The sequence below is a fragment of the Arthrobacter sp. HS15c genome (assembly GCF_040812005.1).
GTDB lineage: Bacteria > Actinomycetota > Actinomycetes > Actinomycetales > Micrococcaceae > Arthrobacter.
In genome coordinates, this window is the sequence record NZ_JBFOHM010000004.1 from 293,248 (window position 1) to 315,345 (window position 22,098).

Below are 22,098 nucleotides of genomic sequence, written 5' to 3' on the forward strand. Positions count from 1 at the left end.
GACGTAAACGAACATCGGGCCCCCTTCGAGGAACCGCACGCACGGCCGTTGCAGCACCCACCCGGCATCACGGGTGCTGCGACGGCTTTGCTGTCTTTGGACGACGCGGCAGTTTCCGGAGCCTGCCCGCTGTCGGGGAGAATGGAGGGCATGACCCTCACAACCTTCGCCCTCATCCGCCATGGCCAGACTGACTGGAATGCGCAGCGCAGGCTGCAGGGTGCCACTGACATTCCGCTGAACGACGTCGGCCGGGGCCAGGCGCGTGACGCCGTCGCCGTAGTGTCCGCTTACGAATGGGACGCGGTCGTCTCCTCGCCGCTGAGCCGTGCCGCGGAGACGGCAGATCTGATTGCCGCCGGACTCGGGCTGAGCGTGGCCCGGCGCGTTCCGGAGCTCACTGAGCGCAGTTTCGGGCCCGCGGAGGGTCTGCAGGCGGGCCCCGAACTGGATGCCCTGCGCATTCCCGGCGGCTTCCGCGGCGCCGAAAGCGACGATGAGGCAGCCTCCCGCGGGCTGACCGCGCTGGAAGCCCTTGCCGAGGAGTTCCGCGGCCAACGCGTCCTGGTGGTCGCCCACGGCACGCTCCTGCGCGTGAGCCTCAGCCGCGCCATCGGCCGCACCCTGCAGAGCGTGGACAACGCGGCACTTAACCTTGCCCACCACCACGCCGTTGACGGCTGGCAGCTTGAGTACTTCAACGGCGAGCCGGTCATGGAGACCGCCGGCGCCTGAGGGGTGTTGCGGACACGCAAGGTGTGCCAGTATCGCGGCTATGCCGAATCCCTTGCGGCCCGAAGACCTAAAGGCCTGCCTTACACACCCCCGCACAACGACGGCCACGGCCGCAGGCCCGGTGGAATATGCCGACCGGGGCAGCGGCGAGCCGCTCCTGGCCGTGCACGGAACCCTCGGGGGCTGTGACCAAGGGCTGGTGGCCACCGAGTTCTTCCGGGCCAACGGATTCCGGATCATCGCGCCGAGCCGCCCAGGCTACCTGGGAACACCGCTGGCCACGGGACGCACGCCCGAAGAGCAGGCTGACGCACTGGCAGCATTGATGGACGCCATCGGCATCGCCAAATTCGCGGTGTTCGCCGGTTCCGGCGGCGGCCCTGCGGCGTACGCCCTGGCGGCCAGGCATCCGGACCGGGTCAAACGACTGGTCCAGGTTGATTCGGTCTGCCTGCCGATCCCGCCGCTCCCGTTCGCCAGGCTGTCGGCGAAAGATCCGTCCATCCGATTCCAGTTATGGTTGCTCCGCCGTGCAGCCGTCCCGATGCTGAAAATGATGTTCCGACGGTTCGGCGGGGAATCCCCGGAGGAGGCCGCGGCCCATGCCTTGCGCGTCGCAGCGGATCCCGTCCGCATCGAACACCTTGAGGCCATCTACATCGCCTCGTCCGGATGGGCCAGGCGCCGCGCCGGGTTCGACAATGACTCCACGGCGTTCAAGCGGCTCACCCCACTGGATCTCGAAGCCATCACCTGCCCCACGCTCATCATGCACGCCACCATGGACGCGAGTGTGCCACCGGAGAACGCCGCGCACGCCCACCGGCGGATCGCAGGCTCCGAGCTGTACTGGATGCGCGGCTCCCACGTTGCATTCTTCCTCGAGGAAGGCGACACCGCGCCCGGCTACGCACTCGAATGGCTTCGGGGTACCAACCCCGACGGTCAGACGCCCGGACCGGCCTCGTGATGAGGGACCGCCGGCGTGCGGCTATGCTGGGGAAAACCCGGCCGCAGCACGGCACGGCATGGCGGCAAGAACCAGCGACGCTGGTCGCGGAAGGACAACCGAATGGCGCGTGCGACAGTCCAGGACGTCGCTAAGACGGCAGGAGTGTCAGTCGGGACGGTGTCCCGCGTCCTGAACAAAAGCCCGGCCGTCAGCGAGTCGAGCAAGGAAAAAGTCACAGCGGCCATCCGCCAGCTCAATTACCGGCCCCTCGCTTCCGCCCGCGACCTCCGCCGGGACCGGACCATGCGCATCCTGGCCCTTGCAAAGAACCTGAACTCGCCCATCATCAGCGAAGCCTTCCGGGGCGTCGGCGACGCCGCGGCATCCTCGGGCTACGTCAGCCTCATCGCCCCGACGGCCGGGGACCTGGAACGGGAACAGCAGCTGGTGGACATGCTGCGGAACGGATCCGTGGACGGGCTGATTATGTTTTCGCCAACAATGCCGGATGAAGACGTCGACGAAATGGCAGAGCAGCTCAGCGTTGTCCAGGTCTGCGAGATCGCCGACTCCGAGGCGGCGTTCGGCGTATCCATCGACGACCGGCAGGCCGCCTTCGACATCACCCGGCACCTCATTGAAACCGGCGGCCGCCGTTTGGCGATGATCGGGAACAGGGCCGCCCGCTCTGGCCGGCTGCGCGAGGAAGGCTTTCGCCAGGCGGCCGCCGAAGCGGGCATGTCGCCTGACCAGATGTTGTTCGTCGAAGGCGAGTTCGACTTCCACACCGGGCGCCGCCTCACCAGGAAACTGCTGACGGCCGACCCCCTTCCCGACGCCGTGTTCTGCGGCAGTGATACCGTCGCCGCCGGCTGCGTCCGGGAAATCACCGACGCCGGGCTGCGCGTCCCCGACGACATCGCCGTGGCAGGTTTTGACGACTCAGTACAGGCGGAAATGTGCGTGCCCGAGCTGACCACCATCCGGCAGCCGGCATATGACATGGGGCGGCTGGCCTTCGAGGAGCTCCTCGCGCGGATGACCGTGCCGGGTGCACACCGCCGCGGCCGGACCTTCCTCCCCCACGAACTCGTGGTGCGGGACTCGACCAGGACCTAAGACGGGGGTTGACACCCTCGCGTGGCGGCTGTCACACTACTTTGGAATCGATTCCAAACATGCATGTCGGGCACTTTGCCCTCAATTTGGAATCGATTCCAACGAACTCGAAAAGACGCCGGCAAGGCAAAGGAGCCACTTGTGGACTTGATTCGACTTACTTCCCCACGACCCGCAGTTATCGCGGCCGCGGCCATGGCGGCGGGCATGCTGCTCGCCGGGTGCGGCGGTGGCGCGGCAACCCAGGGTGCCGACAACGCGGCGGCTGCCGATCCGGCGTCGGCGGCCAACGCCAGCGGCAGCATCAACATCTGCGGCGGCAAGGACGCCTCCGGCATCTACAAGGGCACGGCGGAGGCCTTCACCACGGCCAACGGCAAGGTCACCGCCAAGTACACCGAGATCGGGGCAACCACCGACGAGGCCCGCACGCAGGCCGTGCAGCGGCTCGAAGGCAAGTCCACCGAATGCGACATCTTCCTCACCGACGTCATCTGGACCTCCGAGTTCGCCTCCCAGGGCTGGCTCCTTGACCAGACCAAGCTCGTCGAGGCCAACAAGGACCGGCTCATCCCGTCCACCGTGGAGACCGCAAAGTACGAGGACAAGTACTGGGCTTCGCCGTTCTTCACCAACGCCGGGCTCGTCTACTACCAGAAGGACAAGGTGGCCAAGCCGGAGACCTGGCAGCAGCTCTACGCTGAGGCAGCGAAGGCTCCGGGCAACAGCTTCGTCTACCAGGGCAAGCAGTACGAGGGCCTGACCGTCAACTTCCTGGAGATGCTCTACAGTGCCGGCGGCGAGGTGCTGGACAGCCAGGGCGAGGTCGCCATCGACTCGCCCGAAACCCGTGAGGTGCTCGACTTTATGAACCAGGGCCTCAAGGACGGTTCGGCGGAGCGTGCCGTGCTGACCTACAACGAGGACCCGGGACGGCTGGCCTACGAGTCAGGCAACTACGGCTACCAGCGCAACTGGCCGCACGTCTACCGCCTGCTCAACGCGTCCCCGCTTGCCGGCACGTTCGGCGTGGCTCCGCTTCCTGCCTGGGAAGGCGGCAAGGCCTCCGGCGTCCTGGGCGGCTGGAACCTGGCCATTTCGGCCCACTCGACGAACCAGGCCGGGGCCGTGGCCTTCATCGATTTCGCCACCACCCCTGACTGGCAGAAGCACGTGGCCATGGATTTCTCGCAGGCCCCGGTCAACGAGGCCGCCTACTCCGACGCCGCCGTCCTGGCGAAGATGCCGTTCGCCACCGAACTGCTCGCCTCCGTCAAGGGCGCCAAGCCGCGGCCGATCTCCCCTGTCTACCCGCAGATCTCGCAGGCGATCTACAAAAACGTCTACGCCGTCCTCTCCGGCGCTGTCTCCACCGAGGACGCCGTGAAGACGATGGCCGAAGAGATCAAGACCGCAAAGGCGAGCTTCTGACCATGGCAACCAAGTTCCTCTCCCCCGGCCGCGGGGTGAGCAGCAGCGGGGTGACCAGCCGTGGCGTGAACGTCCGCGACCGGGCGGAGCGGCGGCTCGCGTTCCGGATGACCGCTCCGTCCCTGGTGCTCATGGCGTTGGTGGCGGCAGTCCCCATCGGCTACGCGCTCTGGCTGTCCCTGAACCAGTACAGTGTCCGCACCGCCGGCCTGTCCCGGTTCGTCGGCTTGGAAAACTACATCACGGCTCTCAGCGGGCCGCACTGGTGGGCGGCGTTCGGCCAGACCTTCCTCTTCGCAGGGCTTTCGGTCTCCCTCGAACTGGTGCTCGGCACGGCCATGGCACTGCTGCTCAACCTTGCGTTCAAGGGCCGCGCACTCCTGCGCACCGTGGTCCTGCTGCCCTACGCGGTGGTGACCGTGGTCAGCGCCATCACCTGGGAGACCATGTTCCAGCCCAACCTGGGCCTGGTCACCAACGTCCTCTCAACGCTTGGCCTGCCCGGCGGCGACGTCGTCTGGCTTGGGGAGCACGGCTACGCGATGGCTGTGATCGTCCTTGCCGACGTCTGGAAGACCACGCCGTTCGCGGCACTCATTATCCTGGCCGGCCTGCAGGTCATCTCCGCCGAGACCTACGAGGCCGCAGAACTCGACGGCGCCAGCAAATGGCAGACATTCGTCAACATCACCCTGCCGTTGCTGCGTCCGGCAATCGTCCTCGCGGCGATCTTCCGCACCATGGACGCCCTGCGCGTCTTCGACCTGCCGTTTGTGCTCACCCGCGGCGCCAACGGCACCGAGTCCATGTCGATGCTGGCCTACACCCAGCTGCGCGAGAACCGCCTGGTGGGCGAGGGATCGGCGCTGTCCATCCTGACCTTCCTCACCGTCATGGCCGTCTCGGTGGTCTACATCCGCTTCGCCGGCGGCAACATCCGTGAAGTCGCCAAGGAGGAACAATGAGCACCCTGACTGCACAGCGCACGACGGCGGCACCCGCCGCCCCCGGCAGGTCACCGAAGCGATGGGCACGGAAGCGCCGGCTCCGCGGTGAGGCGAAACTGCACCCCATCGTGTGGGTCTTCGTCTTCGCAGTGATGGGTTTCTCGCTCATACCGTTCTACTGGCTGGTCAACACCTCCCTGAAGAAGGGGGTGAGCCTGTCCAAGGGCGAACTGTTCCCGAGCCAGCCCACCTTCGAGAACTACCTGGCGGTGTTCCAGAACCCCGAGTTCCTCCTGGCCCTGCGCAACTCGGTGATCATCGCCGTCGTCACCACCACCGTGGCGCTGGTGTTCGCCTCCTTCGCCGCCTATGCCCTGGCCAGGCTCAAGATGCGCCGCAAATCCCTGATCCTGACCCTCATCCTCTCGGTCACCACCTTCCCGGCCATCGCCATCGCGGCCCCGATGTTCTCGATCTGGCGCGAAATCGGCCTGTACGACACACTCCTGGGCCTCATCATTCCGAAACTGACCTTTGCGTTGCCGCTGGCGATCTACACGCTGACGTCCTTCTTCAAGGAAATCCCGCGTGAGCTGGAGGAATCGGCGTACATGGACGGAGCCACGCCGTTCACCGCATTCCGCAAGGTCATCCTGCCCCTGGCTGTTCCGGGCCTTGCCACCACGGCGATCCTGGTGTTTATCTCCGTGTGGAATGAATTCCTGCTTGCCGTCACCCTGACCACATCCCCCGAGGCCCGTCCGGTCCCGGTGGCAATTGCGTTCTTCAGCGGAACCAGCGAGTTTGACCAGCCGCTGGGGACCATCAGTGCCGCGTCGGTGATCATCACGGTCCCGCTCGTCATCCTCGTGCTGGTGTGCCAGAAGCGCATCGTTTCGGGCATGACCGCCGGCGCCGTCAAAGGCTAAAACCTCACCATCAAGTTCGAACAACACAAGAAAAGGAAATATCCGTGAGCAACGAGCAGTCCCCTGGACAGCAGGCCGCTTCCCTGAAGGAACCACAAGCCGGAGAACTGAGGGTGGGCGTCGTCGGCATTGGCTGGGCGGGGCAGCAGCACCTTAAGGCCTACGATTCCCTGGAAGGCGTCCGCATCGTGTCGCTGTCAGGGATGGAACAGGAGCTCCGCGACTCCCTGCAGGCCGAATACTCGATCCCGAACGCGTTCGCCGGATGGGAAGAGATGCTGGAGCACGGAGGCCTGGACGCGATCAGCGTGGCAGTGCCCACCTTCCTGCACGCACCCATCGCCATCGCCGCCCTCGAGCGCGGCCTGCATGTGCTGAGCGAGAAGCCGATCGCGCGCAACGCCGTCGAAGGCCAGGCCATGGTGGACGCCGCCCGCACGGCCGGGCGCGTCCTGGACATCGCCTTCAATCACCGCCGCCGCGGTGACATCCAGGCCCTCAAGGAAGTGATCGACGGCGGCGGTGTGGGCCGCCCGTACTACGCCAAGGCTTCCTGGCTGCGCCGCTCCGGCATCCCGATGCTGGGGAGCTGGTTCACCAACCCCGAGCTCGCCGGCGGCGGGCCGCTTGCCGACATCGGCGTCCATGCCCTGGACTACGCCCTGCACCTGCTCGGCGAACCGAAAGTGGTGGCCGTGTCCGCCACCACGCATTCAGAGCTGGGCCCCCGTGGCCGCGGCGGCAACGACCGCTACACCGCGATGGCCACAAGCCACGCGTTCGAGGTGGAAGACTTTGCATCCGCGTTCCTGCGCCTTGAGGGCGGCGCCACGCTGCTGATCGAGGCAGGCTGGGCGACTTACCGGGAGACGGACGACCTGCTGGACTTCACGGTCTACGGGACCGACGGCGGAGCCGAGCTGAAAGTGCAGGGCGCGCCCTTTGCTCCCGTTGGCCAGCTCAGGGTGTTCACCGAAAAAGACGGCGAAAACGCCGACTACGTGCCGGCTGCGCTGCCTGGCCGCGCGCACGATGGTGTGGTGGAAGACTTCGTAATGGCCGTCCGGGGCAGTGCGGCTGCCTGGGGCGAACATGATGGCTCGCTGGCCCTCTACCGTGCCCAAATCATCGATGCGTGCTACCAGTCGGCACGCGAGCAGAGGGAGGTTCGTCTCTAATGAACGACAAGCTGAGAATCCGGGTCTGGAACGAGGGCGTCCACGAGGCACTCAACGAGCCGTCCCACATCGGGGAGATCTACCCTGACGGCATCCACGGCGCCATCGCGGCCGGGCTGCGTCCCTTCTATCCGGAAGCGGAGATCACGACGGCGGTCCTGGCCACCGATGATGAGCACGGCCTCGACGAGGAGGTGCTCGCCGAGACTGACGTCCTGCTGTGGTGGGGCCACATGGCGCACGCCGAGGTGAGCGAGGCCGTCGTCGAACGCGTCCACCGGCACGTCCTGGGCGGGATGGGGCTCATTGTGCTCCATTCGGGGCACTTCGCCAAGGTGTTCACCCGGCTGCTGGGCACCAGCTGCTCGTTGGCGTGGCGGAACGACGGCGAACGCGAGCTCGTGTGGACGGTCAAGCCCTCGCACCCCATCGCCGAGGGCGTGGACAGCCCCATCGTCATCCCCGAGCAGGAGATGTACGGCGAGCTGTTCGACATCCCGGACCCCGACGACCTGATTTTCATCAGCTCGTTCGCCGGCGGCGAGGTGTTCCGTTCCGGGGTCACGTTCACCCGCGGCAAGGGCAGGATCTTCTACTTCAGCCCGGGCGACCAGGAATACCCGGTGTACCACCATCCGCAGATCCAGCGGGTCCTTGCGAACGGGGTTCGCTGGGCCGCGCAGCCCGGGCTGCACCGCGCGGTTCCGGCCGTGAGCAACCCTGCCAGTGGCTGGTTCGGGGAGAACTAGGGGTACCCGGCCACGACGTTGCTGACAGCGGGCGCGTTGCTGTCCGGCCCGCCTGCTGCCACCATCGAGACATGACCAAGTACCTCATCTCCTTCCCGAGCGAAGCCATGGTGCTCACCGACGACGAGTTCCCGGCCGTCGTCGCCGAATCCCACGCGGTGATCGAGGAGGCGAAGGCTGCGGGGGTCTACGTGTTCGGCGGCGGGATCGCGGAGGACGTCGCTCCCGTGCTGGTCTCCGCCGACGGGTCGGTGGGCACCGAGATCTATCCGGGCTCCGAACTCAAGGGCGGGTTCACCGTGCTGGAGCTGCCGACGCGGGAAGACGCGGTCGAATGGGCGAGGAAGATCGCGGTGGCCTGCCGTTGCCCGCAGGAGCTCCGCGAGTTCGGGTACGACGCCGCGAGCTAGGGTCTTGTAAGGCCGTCCCAGACGGCGGCGGCGTCAACGGCGGTTCCGTCCGCGAACTCGAAGCGCCCGCCACCGCCAGGGCCGCTATCACCAGGGCCGCCGTCGGCCGGGACAAACCGGACCGCGCCGGCGGCCTCCGCGCTTCCCGCTCCGGCAAGGACGACGACGGCGGCGTAGTCGCCGTCGTCCGCCGTGCCGGACGTGCCAATCCAGGGAATCGTGAGCCGCTCCCCCATCGGGTGCGGGGCCTCCCGGCGCCAGGATCCGGCGTCGCCCAGGGGCGAGCCCCAGCCGGCCAGGGGACGGATTTCACTGGCCACCGGGGACTCCGCATCCACGGGCCAGCCGCCGATCCGCAGCCGTGCGGGCGCCGCGGGGGACGTGCCGCGGACCCGGACCAGCCTCAGCTCCACGGCACCGCGCGTCAGCGACACCACGGTGACTTCCGGTCCGGGCGTCGCCGTGCCGCTGGCGCCGCTGCCGTGGTCCGGGCCGCCGTCGGGATCAACTTCGATCCAGTTGACGGTGGCACGGGAGGCGCCAGCCAGGACCCCGCCGAGGTCCTTCTGGCCCAGGAACTCAAAACCCGTGCGGTGCGTGGGCCGTCCCCCGGCGTCGACCAGCACGACTGCGTTGTCCAGGGATTCCGGCTCAAGGTCCGGGAAGGTATGCGTGGAGTACCCCAGCCGGGCGTAGAGCGGTGAATCGGCCACCGCGGCTCCGGCATTGGCGTGGTCGGTGCCGTGGTTCCTGATCCGGACCACGCCGTCGGCCGCTGTTCCGTCCACCTGCCAGCCGGGCGCCGCGATCAGGCGCTGCGTGTCGCCGGCTTCCACCGGCAGGGGTTCCTCGACGGCGGTCCACACCCGGTGGTCCGCCGGCAACGCAAGGCCCAGGAGGCCCTTCGCTGCCCAGTAGGGCGAGCCCGCACCGGAGTAGGACTGCTTCATTCCGGCGAACTCGCCGTGCCATCCGATCGAGAGCAGGCCGTCGCCGGTGATCGATCCGTGGCGGGCGAAATAGTCCAGCATGCCGGAGGCCGCGCGCCGGCCCAGCCCTGGGGACAGCCGGGTGTGGCCGGAGAGTTCGCCCACCCAGAAGGGCGCCGCAGCGGCGAAGCGGTAGATGAGGCTGCGGCCCTGGATGAGCGGCGCCCCGTTGGCTCCCACGAGGTGGGCGGCGTCGTCCAGGAAGTCGGCGAGCCGGTCGCCGTCGAGCTTTTTCCGGGCCTTGACCCGGGGATCCGCAGGAGCCATCAGCGCCCAGAGCTGCGGGTAGACCTGGAAGGCCCAGCCCACGTAGTGGTCGTAGGCGCGCTCGGGGCCGTCGGCAAACCAGCCGTGTCCGCGGTAAAGCGAATCGTGGATGGCCAGGCCGGCGTCGATGTCCTCGTCCGAGAAGCGCCCGCCCACGCTGGCCAGGAAGGTCTCCACCACAATCTGGAACCAGACCCAGTTGATGGGCGGGTACTCCGCACCAATCACCGTTTCGAACCACGCAACCAACTGCTCCTGGACCCGCTGCGGGAGCTTGTCCCACAGCACGTCCCGGGTCAACGCCAGCCCCACAGCCAACGACGCCGCCTCGACCTTCGCCTGGCCCAATTCTCCGGGCGTTGGCCAGCGGTCCGGGTTCGCGGGGTCGGTGCCGGCGTCGAAGCCCTTCGCGTACCAGTCGGCGATCCAGCCCGTTCCCTGCGGGTCGCCGGCGATCCGGAAGGAGGCCAGCAGGAAGGTCCGGGCGAATGCTTCAAGCGAGTCACTGCGCGGACCGTAGGCGCTGTTGGCGCCGGGAAGGTGGATGTTGGCGTGGTCATCGGTGCCGTAGCGCTGGGCGGAGCGGAGCAGGTAGTCGGCGTAGGCGCACCAGTGCCCGCGGGTGAGGCCGGTGTGCGGCGAAAGACTGCGGTCCAGGGCGGGCAGGGTCAGGAGAACAGGGGTCGCTGTGGATGGCATGGGGTCCTCAGGGTTGGAGGCTGGCGGTCGGGGGCTAGCCGGCGGCGAGCCAGGCGATGGCACGCAGCAGGAGTTCGCGGTGCTCGGGTGAGTCGTAGGAGGCGGCATCGTGGCCCAGGGCGTCGTAGAAGGTCCGCCCCGGCCGCCGGTCCAGGGACCACATCACCGGATGCTCGCTGCCCTCGTGGGTATGGGCGGCATGGACGGTGATGCCGGGCACTGTCCGGAGGTAGCTGTAACGCTCGTCCGGCAGCTCGAAGTCCTCGATGCCCTCCACCAGGGCGCCGGATTCCGGAAGGACGCGGATCGCCGCAGGCCCGTATTCGGGATGCATCGAGGTCCCACGGATCCAGCGGCCGCCCAGTCCGGTTTCCCACTCGGGGGCATCGACGAAGCTTGTGGAGCTGACATGGCTCACCAGCAGCGGCCGCCCGTCTGCCAGCCAGTGCCGCAGCCCGGCCGAGGCTTCGGGGGTCGCGGGCGAGGGCCGGTCATCGCGCGGAAGCCCGACGTTCACCACGAGCAAGTCCGGCCGCCCGGCGTCGGAGGCCAGGCCTGCCAGGGCGGCGTCGACGTCGTCCGCCGTATCGACGTCGAACCCCGCCTCCCGGACCAGGCCCGCCAAGGCCCCGGACGTCTCCGCGAACGGGTGCCAGGGGTCCGCGTACCGGCCCGTGCCGCTCAGGAGCAGTGCGCGCGGAGCCGCTGGCCTCCCCGCCGTCACAGGGATTCCTGGAGCACGCCGGACGCCGGGACCCGCGGGGCACCGATGGACGACTCGCGCAGGATCAGCTCCGGGTTCAGTTCGATCCGGTGCACGGGCCGCATGCGTCCCTCGGCGAGGCGCGCAGCCATGAGTTGGACGGCTACCTTCCCCACGTACTGCTTGGGCGGCCGGACGGCGGAGATGGCGGGCTCGGCAAGGTAAGCCACTTCGTCGTCGTATCCCACGATCGCCATGTCCCCCGGCACCTGGAGTCCTTTGTCGACGCAGTGCTGGACAAACGCCACCGCCTGGGTGTCCGAGTGGACCAGCATGGCTGTGGTCCCCGTCTTGTTGCAGAGCTCCAGGACGTGGTCAAAGTGCCCGGCCCGGCCGTTGTCCAGCTTGGCCGAATCCTCGTGGACCGAGCCCTCCACCGGGATCTTCAGTGCCGTCAGGGCCTGCCGCCACCCGCGCACCACATGGGGTGTCGTGGGGCTGGAGGAATCGGCGAGGCAGCCGATCCGCCGGTGGCCCTCCTGCCACAAATGCCTGACCGCCACCCCGGCGCCGAACGCATGGTCCGTGGCCACCCATTCGAGGCGGTGGGCCGGGTTCTCCACCGGCGAGCGCCTCTCGGCCAGCACCACCGGAATGGGCAGCGCGTTGAGCCAGCGAAGCAGCTCCTGCCCACGTTCGCCGGTCAGGTCCGGGGCGACGATCAGCCCGTCGATGTTCTGGGTGTCGAGCAGGGCCTGGACCTGCCGGCGGTTGTCGGCGGCGTCGTACGCTGAGCCGCGGACCAGGATCCGCAGGTTCTGCTCTTCGGCCTCCGCCCGCGCGCCGCTGATGACCTGCGGCCAGTAGTAGTCCAGCGACGGAACCACCATGCCGATGGAGTAGCTGTGCGGCGTGGGCCGGCCAGCCGCGGCCGACCTGTCCAGCGGGCTGGGCAGTGTGGCGCCGCCGTGAACGCGCGACACCAGGCCCTCCTCGGCCAACAGGTTGACGTCCCGCCGGATGGTCAGCTCGCTGACGCCCAGCTTCACCGCAATGCCGCGGACCGTGATGGCTCCGTGTGCACGCAGTTCCTCCATCAGCCGCTCGCGGCGCTGGAGCGAGAACAGGGATTTCCCGGCGCCTTCGGATGGCTGGTCAGGGCTCATGATGTTGCCTCCACTGTCAGGGTAAATGCGCCGGCGGCGCGGAATTCTTCGGACAGGCGGAAGCGCAGCCGGGTCAGCCGTGCGCCCCACACCTCGGACAGCAGGGGGTCATCCAGCGGCCATTCATCCACCAGGACGACGGCGGCGCCCGGCTCCCAGCGCAGGCGGACTCCCCTGCCGTTCCCGGCGACGGGTATGTCAGCTGCCGGTATGCCGTCCGGCAGGATGGTGGCTGAGCCCTCTTCACCGAGGCGGACGGTGCCGGCCGCGAGGTAGGTGATGTCGACGTCGGGCGTTGCCCTGTCCGGTACCTCCGGAAGATCCCAGCGGTCGGCGACGACCACCCGCCCGTCCTCTCGGTTCAGCGATGATGAACGGATCCACTGCTCCGGGCGCAGTCCGTACGCTGCCCCGAGCGCCAGCCGGAGCGTCGGGTCATCAGGGGTCGGCGCCTGCAGGACGCCAGCCGCGAAGTCCTTCCCGGTGCCCTGCTCCAGGCCGAACGGCGCAGGAACGCTGTGCCATGCGCTTTGCATGGCGCGGATTTCGTACCGGTCCGGGCTGAAGGTCTTTGCCGTGTAGGTGGGCTGGCCGGCGTCAACCAGCAGCGGAACGCCGTCGACGGCAACCACCAGGGAGCCGACGTCGCGGTGGTTGTGGTGCTCCCCGTTGTGCCCGCCCTTCGCGGCGAGCAGCAGGCCCTGGTCCGTGCCGGCGGTTTCGCGGGCCACCATGATCTGCACCGACGGAAGGTAGGTGAACGGCACCAGCGGCGCACGGCCGCTTTCTTCGGCTCCGCGGGTTTCGGTCCCGCGCAGGAGTGCGTACAGCACCCGGCCCAGTCCCGCCGTCGCCTCGGGCTGGTCGGAGCCGAAAGTCGCTGCGTGTCCTGCGGCGTCACGGTCATCGAGGCGCAGCGCCCATTGGTGCAGCATGTCCCACGGCAAACCGCTGGCCGCCCGGGCCGGACCGTCGGCAACGTTGAGGAACCAGTTTCCGCCCAGGTGCATCCGGTGCGGAAAAGCGACGAGCTGGCGCACCACGGGGGAATCGACGTCGAGCGCCCCGGCGGTGGCTTCCTCCAGCAGTGCGAGGCCCTCCAGCGCCCTGCCGGCCCCGTTCCACCAGTAGGCGAAGCCCTCATCAATGGCACCGTCGGCGGGGAGGGAGGCGAGGAAACGGTCCAGGCCCTCGATGCAGCGGGCAACGGTGGCTGCCTGGAGTTGGGGATCGTTGACCAGGAACAGTGCTGCCGCAATCAGGTTGGTGTGGATCCACGGGTTCCAGTTGTGGACGTCCCCGTCCAGCCCGAGCCAGTGCCAGTCCATCCGGTCGAGGAAGGGGGTGATGACGCGTTCGTGGGTTTCCTGCCGGATCCGGCGGCGCAGGCCGGGCGCCCTGGCATCCAGGGAGTCGCCCAGCACGTAGTCCGTCCACGCGAGCTGGGCAGCGACTTCGCCGGCGCCGAGGTCCAGGTACGGCCGGGACTTGTCCGGCACCACCTCGCCGCTGCGGCTGAAGACATCGTCGTGAGCGGCCCAGCTCCAGGAGCTCTGTTCGCAGAGCAGAAAGACGCCGTCCACCACCTCGTCGAGCCAATCGGCGGTGTCCGCGCCTCGGAGGACGCTTCCGGCGTCGGTGCTGGCGTGGCCCGCTTCGGCGCCGATCCCGGCAACCATTCCGCCGTCCCGTCCGGCCAGCAGGGCCATCGCCACCGCGCGCGTCAGGCGCTGCTGGCGCACCCCCACCAGCCCTTCGTAGGCGGTGCGGTTGCCGTCGCGGAAGTAGCGGGCGTAGTGCGAAACCAGGGGCTGCGGCCAGGCTGTCCCACGTTCCGTCCGTGCCTGCGCGGCCACGCCGGCGGCGGCAGCCTCGCTGACGCCGAGCCAGGCGGCGTCGCCCAGCGGACGGACGCGGAGTCCGGACAGGCCGCCGGCCAGCAGGTCTGCGAGGCCGGATGGGGATGCGTTCGCGCCCCAGGCGGAGGCGAGAGGGCGGGCGGCCAGGGCCGTGGCCCGAGTGGCGCCGGCAGGTGGTGTATTCATTGAAGACTCTTCTCGGATGTTCGAGTTAGATCGCTTGTGATCGACGCTGAACGACATGATTGATCTGTCTTGTTTATGAGTATCTACTGATTGTTAGATGTGATGCAAGACATGAAATCGCCCCTGAGGGCAACACCAAGAAACCTGAAAGGAGGATTCCCTGATGTCACCCAAACCCAAGGCGCTGCTGGTCATGAATAGCGGAACCTTTGCAGATCAATTCGATTCCACACGCCTGCAGCGGCTCGGCGGACTCGTTGACCTGGGGGGACAGGCGTGGACGGATTCGTTGGATTCGCCCGACCTCGCCAAGAGGTTGGCCGAAGTCGAAATCCTGGTCACCAGCTGGGGAGTTCCGCTGCTCACTTCCGAGCGGCTCGGGCGGATGCCCAAACTGCGTGCAGTCTTCCACTGCGCCGGGACGGTGCGAAGCTTCGCCAGCGACGAGCTCTGGGAACGCGGCATCCTGGTCACCAACGGCGCCGACGCAAACGCCATCCCTGTCGCGGAGTTCACCTTCGCCTCCATCGTCCTCGCGGGAAAGAAGGCCCACGTCCTGGCCAACGATGCCCGGACGAACCGGGAGGACTGGAGCTACACCACGCAGCGTGGCGAACTCGGCAACATCGGACGGGTCATCGGAGTGATCGGCTATTCCCGGATCGGACGCCGCGTGGTCCAGCTCGTCCAGCAACTGCAGGACGTCACCGTCCTCGTGAGTGATCCGCACGCGGACCCGCTCGCCGTCAAGGCAGCCGGCGGACGGCTCGTCCCGCTCGAGGAACTCCTTCCGGCCTCGGACATCGTCACAGTCCACGCGCCCGCCCTGGCCGAAACCCGGCACATGATCGGCGCGCCGGAGCTTCGGGCCATGAAGGACCACTCAACCCTGATCAATACGGCCCGCGGATCGCTGGTGGACACCAGGGCACTCGAGGTTGAGTGCGCCACCGGCCGGATCCACGCGCTCCTCGATGTCACGGAACCCGAGCCGCTGCCGCGGGACTCCGTACTCTATGACCTCCCCAACGTGGTCATCACCCCGCACATCGCCGGCTCCCTGGGAACGGAAACCCGCAGGATGTCGGACGCGGCCCTGGATGACCTGGAACGGTACCTGACCGGACAGGAACTCCTCGCCCAGGTGGTCCATGAAGACCTCTCACTCAGCGCCTAACCCCCATCAAAACGCCGCACCTGCGGCAGACCTAACACTCACCTAAGGAGAACGCAATGAAGCGCACAACCCTCGCCGCGATCGCGCTGGCCGTAACGGCCGGGCTCGGCATGACCGGTTGCGCAGGAGCCGCAGGCCCGGCGGAACCGCAGGCCCAGGAGGGCAAGACCCGCCTGACTGTGTCCGTCTGGAACTACGAAGGAACACCTGAGTTCAAGGCACTGTTCGACGGCTATGAGGCCGCCAACCCCAACGTGGACATCGAGCCTGTGGACATCCTGGCCGATGACTACCCGCAGAAAGTCACCACCATGCTGGCAGGCGGCGACACCACCGACGTCCTGACCATGAAGAACGTCATCGACTACTCCCGGTACGCCAGCAACGGCCAGCTCCAGGAGATCAACAGCGTGGTGGACACGCTGGACAAGGACAACCTCGCCGGCCTGGACGCGTTCGACGTCGACGGCAAGTACTTCGCCGCCCCCTACCGGCAGGACTTCTGGCTCCTCTACTACAACAAGGACCTCTTCAAGGCCGCCGGTGTGGAAGATCCCGCGGACCTCACGTGGGATGAATACGCGGCCCTCGCCCAGAAGCTCACCACCAAGGGCGCCGACGGCAAGACGGTCTACGGCACCTACCACCACATCTGGCGCTCCGTCATCCAGGCCATCGCCGCTGCCCAGAATGACGGCGACCAGATCGGCGGCGATTACGGCTTCTTCGAAGACCAGTACAACACCGCACTGAACCTGCAGAAGAGCGGCGCCACCCTGGAGTTCGGTACGGCCAAGAGCCAGAAGACGAGCTACCGCACCATGTTCGAGACCGGCCAGGCAGCCATGATGCCGATGGGCACCTGGTACATCGCCGGCATTCTCCAGGCGAAGAAGGACGGCAAGACCAACGTCAACTGGGGCCTGGCCCCGATGCCGCAGAAAAAGTCCGGTGGCGATGTCACCACGTTCGGCTCCCCCACAGCCTTCGCCGTGAACAAGAACGCCTCCCACTCGGATGAAGCCAAGAAGTTCATCGAGTGGGCCGCCGGTGAAGAGGGCGCCAAGGCCATCTCCAAAATCGGAGTCGTTCCCGCCCTGAAGAATGACACGGTAACGGACGCCTACTTCAAGCTCGATGGCCTTCCCACGGATGAACTGTCCAAGAAGGCGTTCACTCCTGACAGGACTGCCCTCGAAATGCCCGTGAGCGACAAGTCCGCGGCGACCGACAAGATCCTCAACCAGGAGCACGACCTCATCATGGTCGGCGAGCGCTCCGTGGCGGACGGCATCGCTGAAATGGGCAAGCGGGTCAAGAGCGAAGTCCTGGGCCAGTGACTACAGAGACACTCAAGAGGGCCCCGGCTGTCCACAGCCGGGGCAACCGGAAGCAGGCGCGGCGCAACACCCTGATCGGCTGGACTTTCATCCTTCCGAACTTCCTGGGCTTCCTCGCCTTTACCCTGATCCCCGTCCTCGCCGCCTTCGCCCTGTCCTTTATGGAGTGGACCTCGTTCAGCGCCCCGCGGTGGGTGGGTCTGGCAAACTTCCAGCGGATGGTGCAGAGTGACACCTTCTGGGTGGCCCTGCGCAACACGGTGGTCTACGCCCTGGGACACGTCCCGCTGACTATGGCCCTCGCCCTGGTCCTGGCCCTGCTCCTGAACCGCAAGCTCAAGGGCATCGGCTTCTTCCGGGTGGCCATCTTCTTCCCGTACATCACCTCCCTGGTGGCCGTCGCCGTCGTCTGGAACATGCTCTTCAGCCCGGACACCGGTCCCATCAACCAGTTCCTGCACGCCGTTGGCGTCGCCGAGGCACCGGGCTGGACGTCCAGTTCCGACTGGGCCATGCCCGCGGTGATCATCACCAGCGTGTGGCGGGACATGGGCTACTACATGATCCTGTACTTAGCCGGGCTCCAGGCCATCCCCGCCGAACTCTACGAAGCAGCCGAGGTGGACGGCGCCAGCCCGTGGCAGCGGTTCTGGAACGTCACCCTGCCGTCGCTGCGGCCCACCACGTTCTTTGTGGTGGTCATGCTGACAGTGTCCAGCTTCAAGGTCTTTGACCTGATCGTGGTCATGACCAATGGCGGGCCGGGACGCGCCACCACCGTGCTGTCCCAGCTCATCTACCAGGAGGGCATCGGCGAAGGGAAGTTCGGCTACTCGTCGGCCATATCCCTGGTGCTGTTCGTCATCGTCCTGACGGTCACCGTCCTGCAATTCAAGCTCCAACAGCGGAGGGAACGCTGATGACCAACATGGCCGAAGACCTCAAGGCGGAGGCTCCTTTCCGGGCCGGAGCCGCCCTCGCGGCGCCGCCGGCACCCCGCGGCCGGTCGCCCCGCGAACGGAAGGCGCGGGCCACCGACGCCGTCATCTACGCAGTCCTGACGGTGCTGGTCCTGGCGCTCCTGGTGCCGTTTATCTGGATGCTGTCCTCCTCCCTGAAGGAGAACAACCAGGTCCTCACCGTCCCCATCCAGTGGATCCCCTCGGAGTTCGTGTGGAGCAACTACACGGACATCTGGACCCGCATCCCGATGATGGGATACCTGCAGAACTCCCTCTACCTCGCGGTGATCATCACCTGCCTGCAGGTCCTCACCGGGTCCCTCGCGGCGTACGGTTTCTCGAAGGTCCGGTTCCCGGGCCGGGACGTGCTGTTCCTGGCCTACATCGGCACCATCGCGGTCCCGTGGCAGGCGTACATGGTGCCGCAGTACATCATGATGCAGCAGCTGGGGCTCACCAACAGCTTCAACGCCCTCATACTGCTCCAGGCCTTCGGCGCGTTCGGCGTGTTCCTGATGCGCCAGTACTACATGACCATTCCTGATGAACTGTGCGAGGCCGCCCGCATCGACGGCCTGAGCGAATACGGCATCTGGGCCAGGGTGATCCTGCCCTTGTCCAAGCCCGCCCTCGCCAGCCTGGCGCTGCTGACGTTCGTCAACACGTGGAACGACTACATGGGCCCGTTCATCTACCTCACGTCCAACCGCCTCTGGACTGTTCAGCTGGGACTGCGTTCCTTCGTGGGCCAGTTCGACGCCGAATACGCCATGATCATGACCGGCTCCGTCATCTCGGTGATCCCCATCCTGATCATCTTCCTGGTGGGCCAGCGCTACTTCATCCAGGGCATCGCGACGAGCGGCATGAAAGGGTGACCACGGTGCGCCAGCACGGAATACCGCAGAAGCCTCGCCGCTGGGCCGGACCGGGGTTCGAAACCTTCGGGAGCATCTTCGGGTTCGTCTACACATTCCTCGCCGGGAATGTATTGCTGGCACTGGCCAACGCCCCGCTGGTGCTCTGCCTCGCCCTCGTGGCCGATCCCGTGGCCTCGTGGCCGTTCTTCCTGGCGCTTTCGGTGACGGTGCCGCCGTCGCTCGCCGGCCTGTTCGCCGCCTTCCAGGCACTGAACGACGACGGCGGCGCGGTCAAGCCGTTTGCCTCCTTCCTCCAGGGTTATCTGCGCAGCTTCCGGCGCGCCGCGCCGCTGGGGCTGGCAGCGGTCGCACTGCTGCTGTTCCTCGGCGTCGACCTCGTCGCCGTCCAGTCGATGCCGGCGGCAGCGGTGCTGGTCCCCGTCATCGTGGTGGCCGCGGCTGCCACGGTGACCGTGGCCGTGCTGGTGATCGCCGGCGTCGTCCTTCTCCCCGGCGCCCGGCTCAGGAGCCTGGCCAAGGCATCGCTCTATCTGTGCGTCCAGCGCTGGTACCTGAGCCTGGCCATGCTGGTACTGCTCGGCATCATCGCCTCGGCCGCGCTGCTCCAGCCGGTGCTGGGCGTGGCCCTGGCACCGGCACCGCTGCTGTTTGTAGTGTGGAGCAACGCCGCGTTCGCGTTCCACGCGGTCCTGCGCGGGGACTGACAAAGCTTCCTGGCCAGGCCTCCCCTGGTCCACATTGCGAATCCCAAGGAACCCATGGATACCTTTGCCATCGGCGATCACGACTACCTGCTGAACGACGAGCCCTTCCGGATCCTCTCCGGCGCCGTCCACTACTTCCGGGTCCATCCGGACCAGTGGGAGGACCGGATTCAGAAGGCCCGGCTGATGGGGCTGAACACCATCGAGACGTACGTGCCGTGGAACGAGCACTCCCCGGAGCCGGGGACGTTCCGTGCCGAGGGGCGGCTGGACCTGGGCCGGTTCCTGGACCTCGTGGACGCCGCGGGCATGCGGGCCATCGTCCGGCCGGGGCCGTATATCTGCGCCGAATGGGACAACGGCGGGCTGCCGGCGTGGCTGTTCAGCGACCCGACAGTGGGCGTCCGCAGCAGCGAACCGGGCTACCTCGCCGCCGTCGGCTCCTATTTCGATTCCCTGCTGCCCACCGTGGTGGAGCGGCAGGTTACGCGCGGCGGTCCGGTCATCCTGCTGCAGATCGAAAATGAATACGGCGCCTATGGCAAGGACAAGGCGTACCTGCAGCACCTGGTGGACCTGGTAAAACGGCACGGCGTGGACATCCCGCTGTTCACCTGCGACCAGCCCTTCGGCAGCATGATCGAGGACGGTTCCCTGCCAGAACTGCACAAGACCGGGACGTTTGGTTCACGTTCCCTTGAACGCCTTGAGTTCCTCCGCGAGCGGCAGCCCACCGGCCCGCTGATGTGCGCCGAGTTCTGGAACGGCTGGTTCGACAACTGGGGCACACACCACCACACCACCGACGCCGCCGCTTCCGCCGCCGAACTCGATGCGCTGCTGTCCGCGGGTGCGTCGGTGAACATCTACATGTTCCACGGGGGCACGAACTTCGGCTTCACCAACGGCGCCAACGACAAAGGCATCTACGAACCGACCATCACGTCCTACGACTACGACGCGCCGCTGTCCGAGGATGGGGACCCGACGGCCAAGTACTTCGCGTTCCGGGAGGTCATCGCCGCGCACTTCCCTGTTCCGGCGGACGTCCCGGCAGCCCGGGCGGTCGGGCCGGAGTCTGTGGTTACCGTGGGCTCCAGTGTCCCGCTGCTCAGTGTGGTGGATGCCCTCGGTTCCCCGCAGCGTATTGCGGGTCCTGTCCCGGCCAGCGAGGCCACCGGACAGTACCGCGGCTTCTGCCTGTACGAACGCGCACTCGACCGCGGTGGCGTCCTGGCGTTCCGGGAGGTCCGTGACCGGGCGCAGTTCTTCCTCGACGGGTTCCCGCTCGGCACGCTCAGCCGTGAACTGGCCGAACGCTCCATCGTGGTCCCCCAAGGCGGGCTCCTGCAGATCCTCGTGGAAGACCAGGGGCGGGTGAATTACGGGCCGCGGATCGGCGAATCCAAGGGACTGATCGGGCCGGCCGTCCTCGACGGCGACGAGCTCACCGGCTGGCAGATCCGGCCCCTGGACCTGAAAATCTGGACGCCACCCCGCTTGCGGAGCTGGCCAGGGACCTGCGCGGATCCGGAGGCGTGGCCGGTCCGTCCCTGTCCTTTGCTCCGTTCGAAGCGGAAGGGCCGGGCGACAGGTACCTGCGGCTGGACGGCTGGACGAAGGGCAACGCCTACGTCAATGGCTTCAACCTGGGCCGCTATTGGAGCCGCGGACCGCAGCGCACGCTGTACGTGCCGGGGCCGCTGATCCGGAAGGGCAGCAATGTCCTGGCTGTCCTGGAACTGCAGGGAAGCACTACCCGCGACGTCCGCTTTGTGTCCGGCCCCGACCTCGGTCCGGACGAGAAGTAGCCTTCACCGCCTGCGTCAGACCGGCTGAAGAACCCCCTACGGCAGGAGGCTGCGCAGCACGTGCGCGGCGCCGTCGTCGTACACCGAATGCGTGACCTCATCCGCGGCGGCGATCACTTCCTCCGGCGCCTGGCCCATGGCCACGCCGCGTCCCGCCCAGCCGAGCATTTCGATGTCGTTCCGGCCGTCCCCCACCGCGACGGTGAGGTGCTGCGGGGTGCCGAGCGTGCCGCGGAGCTTCTCGAGGGCGCTGGCCTTGGTGACGCCGGCGGCGGCAATGTCCAGCCAGGCCGTCCAGCCGACGGAGTAGGTGACGCCTGCCAGGCCGATCTGCCGGATGGTGGTGGAGAATTCCTCGGGCGTGTTCTCGGTGCTGAACACCACCAGGCGGACAGCGGTGGATTCCAGCAGGGTCTGGAAGTCGACGCCGATGGCCTCCACGCCGAAGCTGGCATCCTGGAAGCGTTCCGTGGACAGGAAATTCCCTTCCTCGTCCTCCAGCGCATACTTCGCGGTGGGCAGCTTTTCCCGCAGCGCGCGGAGAGCGGGTGCGGGGTCGAACGTGGCCTTGTGGATGACCTCGTAGCCATCGGCGAGAGCCGGGTCCAGGCGGAGGGTCACGCCGCCGTTGCAGCACACGGCGTAGCCCCGGTCCAGGCCGATCTGCTCGATCACGGGCAGGGTGGCGTTGAGCGAACGCCCGGTGGCGATCAGGACGTCGTGGCCGTCGGAAACCACCGCGCGGGCGGCTTCACGGACGCCTTCGGACATGTGGCCGTCGTGGTCCACGAGGGTGCCGTCGACGTCCAATGCCACCATGAACTTGGTGCTGGCCGGGTTGGTGTTTCGCTGGTCATCGTTGCCAGCGACTGTGTTTTCAGTCAGTGTTGTCATTTATCCAGTA

The 22,098-nt window shown here is 67.2% G+C and carries 19 protein-coding genes and 2 pseudogenes; 16 read left to right on the plus strand and 5 right to left on the minus strand.

The window, feature by feature from the left end; translation table 11 throughout:
• Window positions 1-150: 150 nt before the first annotated feature.
• From ABV518_RS08250 to ABV518_RS08290, 9 genes are all read left to right on the plus strand, one after another.
• Window positions 151-735 (plus strand): histidine phosphatase family protein, encoded by a 585-nt coding sequence (locus ABV518_RS08250; protein ID WP_367766401.1) that lies wholly within the window; start codon window positions 151-153, stop codon window positions 733-735.
• Window positions 736-775: 40 nt separating this feature from the next.
• A complete protein-coding gene (locus ABV518_RS08255) occupies window positions 776-1,705 on the plus strand; it encodes an alpha/beta fold hydrolase (protein WP_367766402.1) in 930 nt (309 codons plus the stop codon).
• A 102-nt stretch (window positions 1,706-1,807) separates the two neighbouring features.
• Entirely contained in the window at window positions 1,808-2,806 is a 999-nt protein-coding gene (locus tag ABV518_RS08260; protein WP_367766404.1) for a LacI family DNA-binding transcriptional regulator, read from the plus strand.
• A gap of 141 nt (window positions 2,807-2,947) precedes the next feature.
• The gene (locus ABV518_RS08265; protein ID WP_367766405.1) at window positions 2,948-4,237 is read left to right on the plus strand and encodes an ABC transporter substrate-binding protein; all 1,290 of its coding nucleotides are present in this window, start codon (window positions 2,948-2,950) and stop codon (window positions 4,235-4,237) included.
• Between the two features lie 2 nt (window positions 4,238-4,239).
• Window positions 4,240-5,202 carry a carbohydrate ABC transporter permease gene (locus ABV518_RS08270; RefSeq protein WP_367766406.1) on the plus strand — a complete coding sequence of 321 codons (963 nt, stop codon included), beginning with the start codon at window positions 4,240-4,242 and terminating at the stop codon, window positions 5,200-5,202.
• Window positions 5,199-6,113, plus strand: a complete 915-nt coding sequence (locus tag ABV518_RS08275; protein ID WP_367766408.1) for a carbohydrate ABC transporter permease — start codon at window positions 5,199-5,201, stop codon at window positions 6,111-6,113. The genes ABV518_RS08270 and ABV518_RS08275 overlap by 4 nt, the downstream gene beginning before the upstream one ends.
• Window positions 6,114-6,196: 83 nt before the next feature.
• The gene (locus ABV518_RS08280; RefSeq protein WP_367766580.1) at window positions 6,197-7,291 is read left to right on the plus strand and encodes a Gfo/Idh/MocA family protein; all 1,095 of its coding nucleotides are present in this window, start codon (window positions 6,197-6,199) and stop codon (window positions 7,289-7,291) included.
• The gene (locus ABV518_RS08285; protein WP_367766409.1) at window positions 7,291-8,040 is read left to right on the plus strand and encodes a ThuA domain-containing protein; all 750 of its coding nucleotides are present in this window, start codon (window positions 7,291-7,293) and stop codon (window positions 8,038-8,040) included. The genes ABV518_RS08280 and ABV518_RS08285 overlap by 1 nt, the downstream gene beginning before the upstream one ends.
• Before the next feature lie 71 nt (window positions 8,041-8,111).
• A complete protein-coding gene (locus ABV518_RS08290; protein WP_367766410.1) occupies window positions 8,112-8,450 on the plus strand; it encodes a YciI family protein in 339 nt (112 codons plus the stop codon).
• Here ABV518_RS08290 and ABV518_RS08295 read toward each other — a convergent pair.
• From ABV518_RS08295 to ABV518_RS08310, 4 genes are read right to left on the minus strand one after another with little or no spacing between them, the layout of a single operon-like run.
• Complete coding sequence (locus ABV518_RS08295) at window positions 8,447-10,405, minus strand: DUF2264 domain-containing protein (RefSeq protein WP_367766411.1); 1,959 nt, start codon at window positions 10,403-10,405, stop codon at window positions 8,447-8,449. The two genes, ABV518_RS08290 and ABV518_RS08295, sit on opposite strands and share 4 nt — an antisense overlap.
• A 34-nt stretch (window positions 10,406-10,439) precedes the next feature.
• Window positions 10,440-11,129, minus strand: coding sequence for a ThuA domain-containing protein (locus tag ABV518_RS08300; protein ID WP_367766412.1), 690 nt, complete (start codon window positions 11,127-11,129; stop codon window positions 10,440-10,442).
• Window positions 11,126-12,274, minus strand: a complete 1,149-nt coding sequence (locus tag ABV518_RS08305) for a substrate-binding domain-containing protein (protein WP_367766413.1) — start codon at window positions 12,272-12,274, stop codon at window positions 11,126-11,128. The genes ABV518_RS08300 and ABV518_RS08305 overlap by 4 nt, the downstream gene beginning before the upstream one ends.
• Entirely contained in the window at window positions 12,271-14,319 is a 2,049-nt protein-coding gene (locus ABV518_RS08310) for a heparinase II/III family protein (protein ID WP_367766414.1), read from the minus strand. The genes ABV518_RS08305 and ABV518_RS08310 overlap by 4 nt, the downstream gene beginning before the upstream one ends.
• 163 nt (window positions 14,320-14,482) lie before the next feature.
• On the opposite strand from ABV518_RS08310, the gene ABV518_RS08315 reads away from it, so the two are divergent.
• The 7 genes and pseudogenes from ABV518_RS08315 to ABV518_RS08345 form a co-directional block, all read left to right on the plus strand.
• Window positions 14,483-15,496 carry a hydroxyacid dehydrogenase gene (locus ABV518_RS08315; RefSeq protein ID WP_367766415.1) on the plus strand — a complete coding sequence of 338 codons (1,014 nt, stop codon included), beginning with the start codon at window positions 14,483-14,485 and terminating at the stop codon, window positions 15,494-15,496.
• A gap of 56 nt (window positions 15,497-15,552) precedes the next feature.
• Window positions 15,553-16,836 (plus strand): ABC transporter substrate-binding protein, encoded by a 1,284-nt coding sequence (locus tag ABV518_RS08320; protein WP_367766416.1) that lies wholly within the window; start codon window positions 15,553-15,555, stop codon window positions 16,834-16,836.
• The gene (locus ABV518_RS08325; protein ID WP_367766417.1) at window positions 16,833-17,756 is read left to right on the plus strand and encodes a carbohydrate ABC transporter permease; all 924 of its coding nucleotides are present in this window, start codon (window positions 16,833-16,835) and stop codon (window positions 17,754-17,756) included. The genes ABV518_RS08320 and ABV518_RS08325 overlap by 4 nt, the downstream gene beginning before the upstream one ends.
• Entirely contained in the window at window positions 17,756-18,676 is a 921-nt protein-coding gene (locus ABV518_RS08330) for a carbohydrate ABC transporter permease (protein ID WP_367766418.1), read from the plus strand. The genes ABV518_RS08325 and ABV518_RS08330 overlap by 1 nt, the downstream gene beginning before the upstream one ends.
• Window positions 18,677-18,681: 5 nt before the next feature.
• Complete coding sequence (locus ABV518_RS08335) at window positions 18,682-19,383, plus strand: hypothetical protein (RefSeq protein WP_367766419.1); 702 nt, start codon at window positions 18,682-18,684, stop codon at window positions 19,381-19,383.
• 54 nt (window positions 19,384-19,437) lie between these two features.
• Window positions 19,438-20,799, plus strand: a pseudogene (locus ABV518_RS08340) (beta-galactosidase family protein); the annotation flags it as partial.
• A 122-nt stretch (window positions 20,800-20,921) separates the two neighbouring features.
• A pseudogene (locus tag ABV518_RS08345) lies at window positions 20,922-21,047 on the plus strand (hypothetical protein); the annotation flags it as partial.
• Window positions 21,048-21,230: 183 nt separating this feature from the next.
• Here ABV518_RS08345 and ABV518_RS08350 read toward each other — a convergent pair.
• Complete coding sequence (locus ABV518_RS08350) at window positions 21,231-22,088, minus strand: HAD family hydrolase (RefSeq protein WP_367766420.1); 858 nt, start codon at window positions 22,086-22,088, stop codon at window positions 21,231-21,233.
• Window positions 22,089-22,098: the final 10 nt, after the last annotated feature.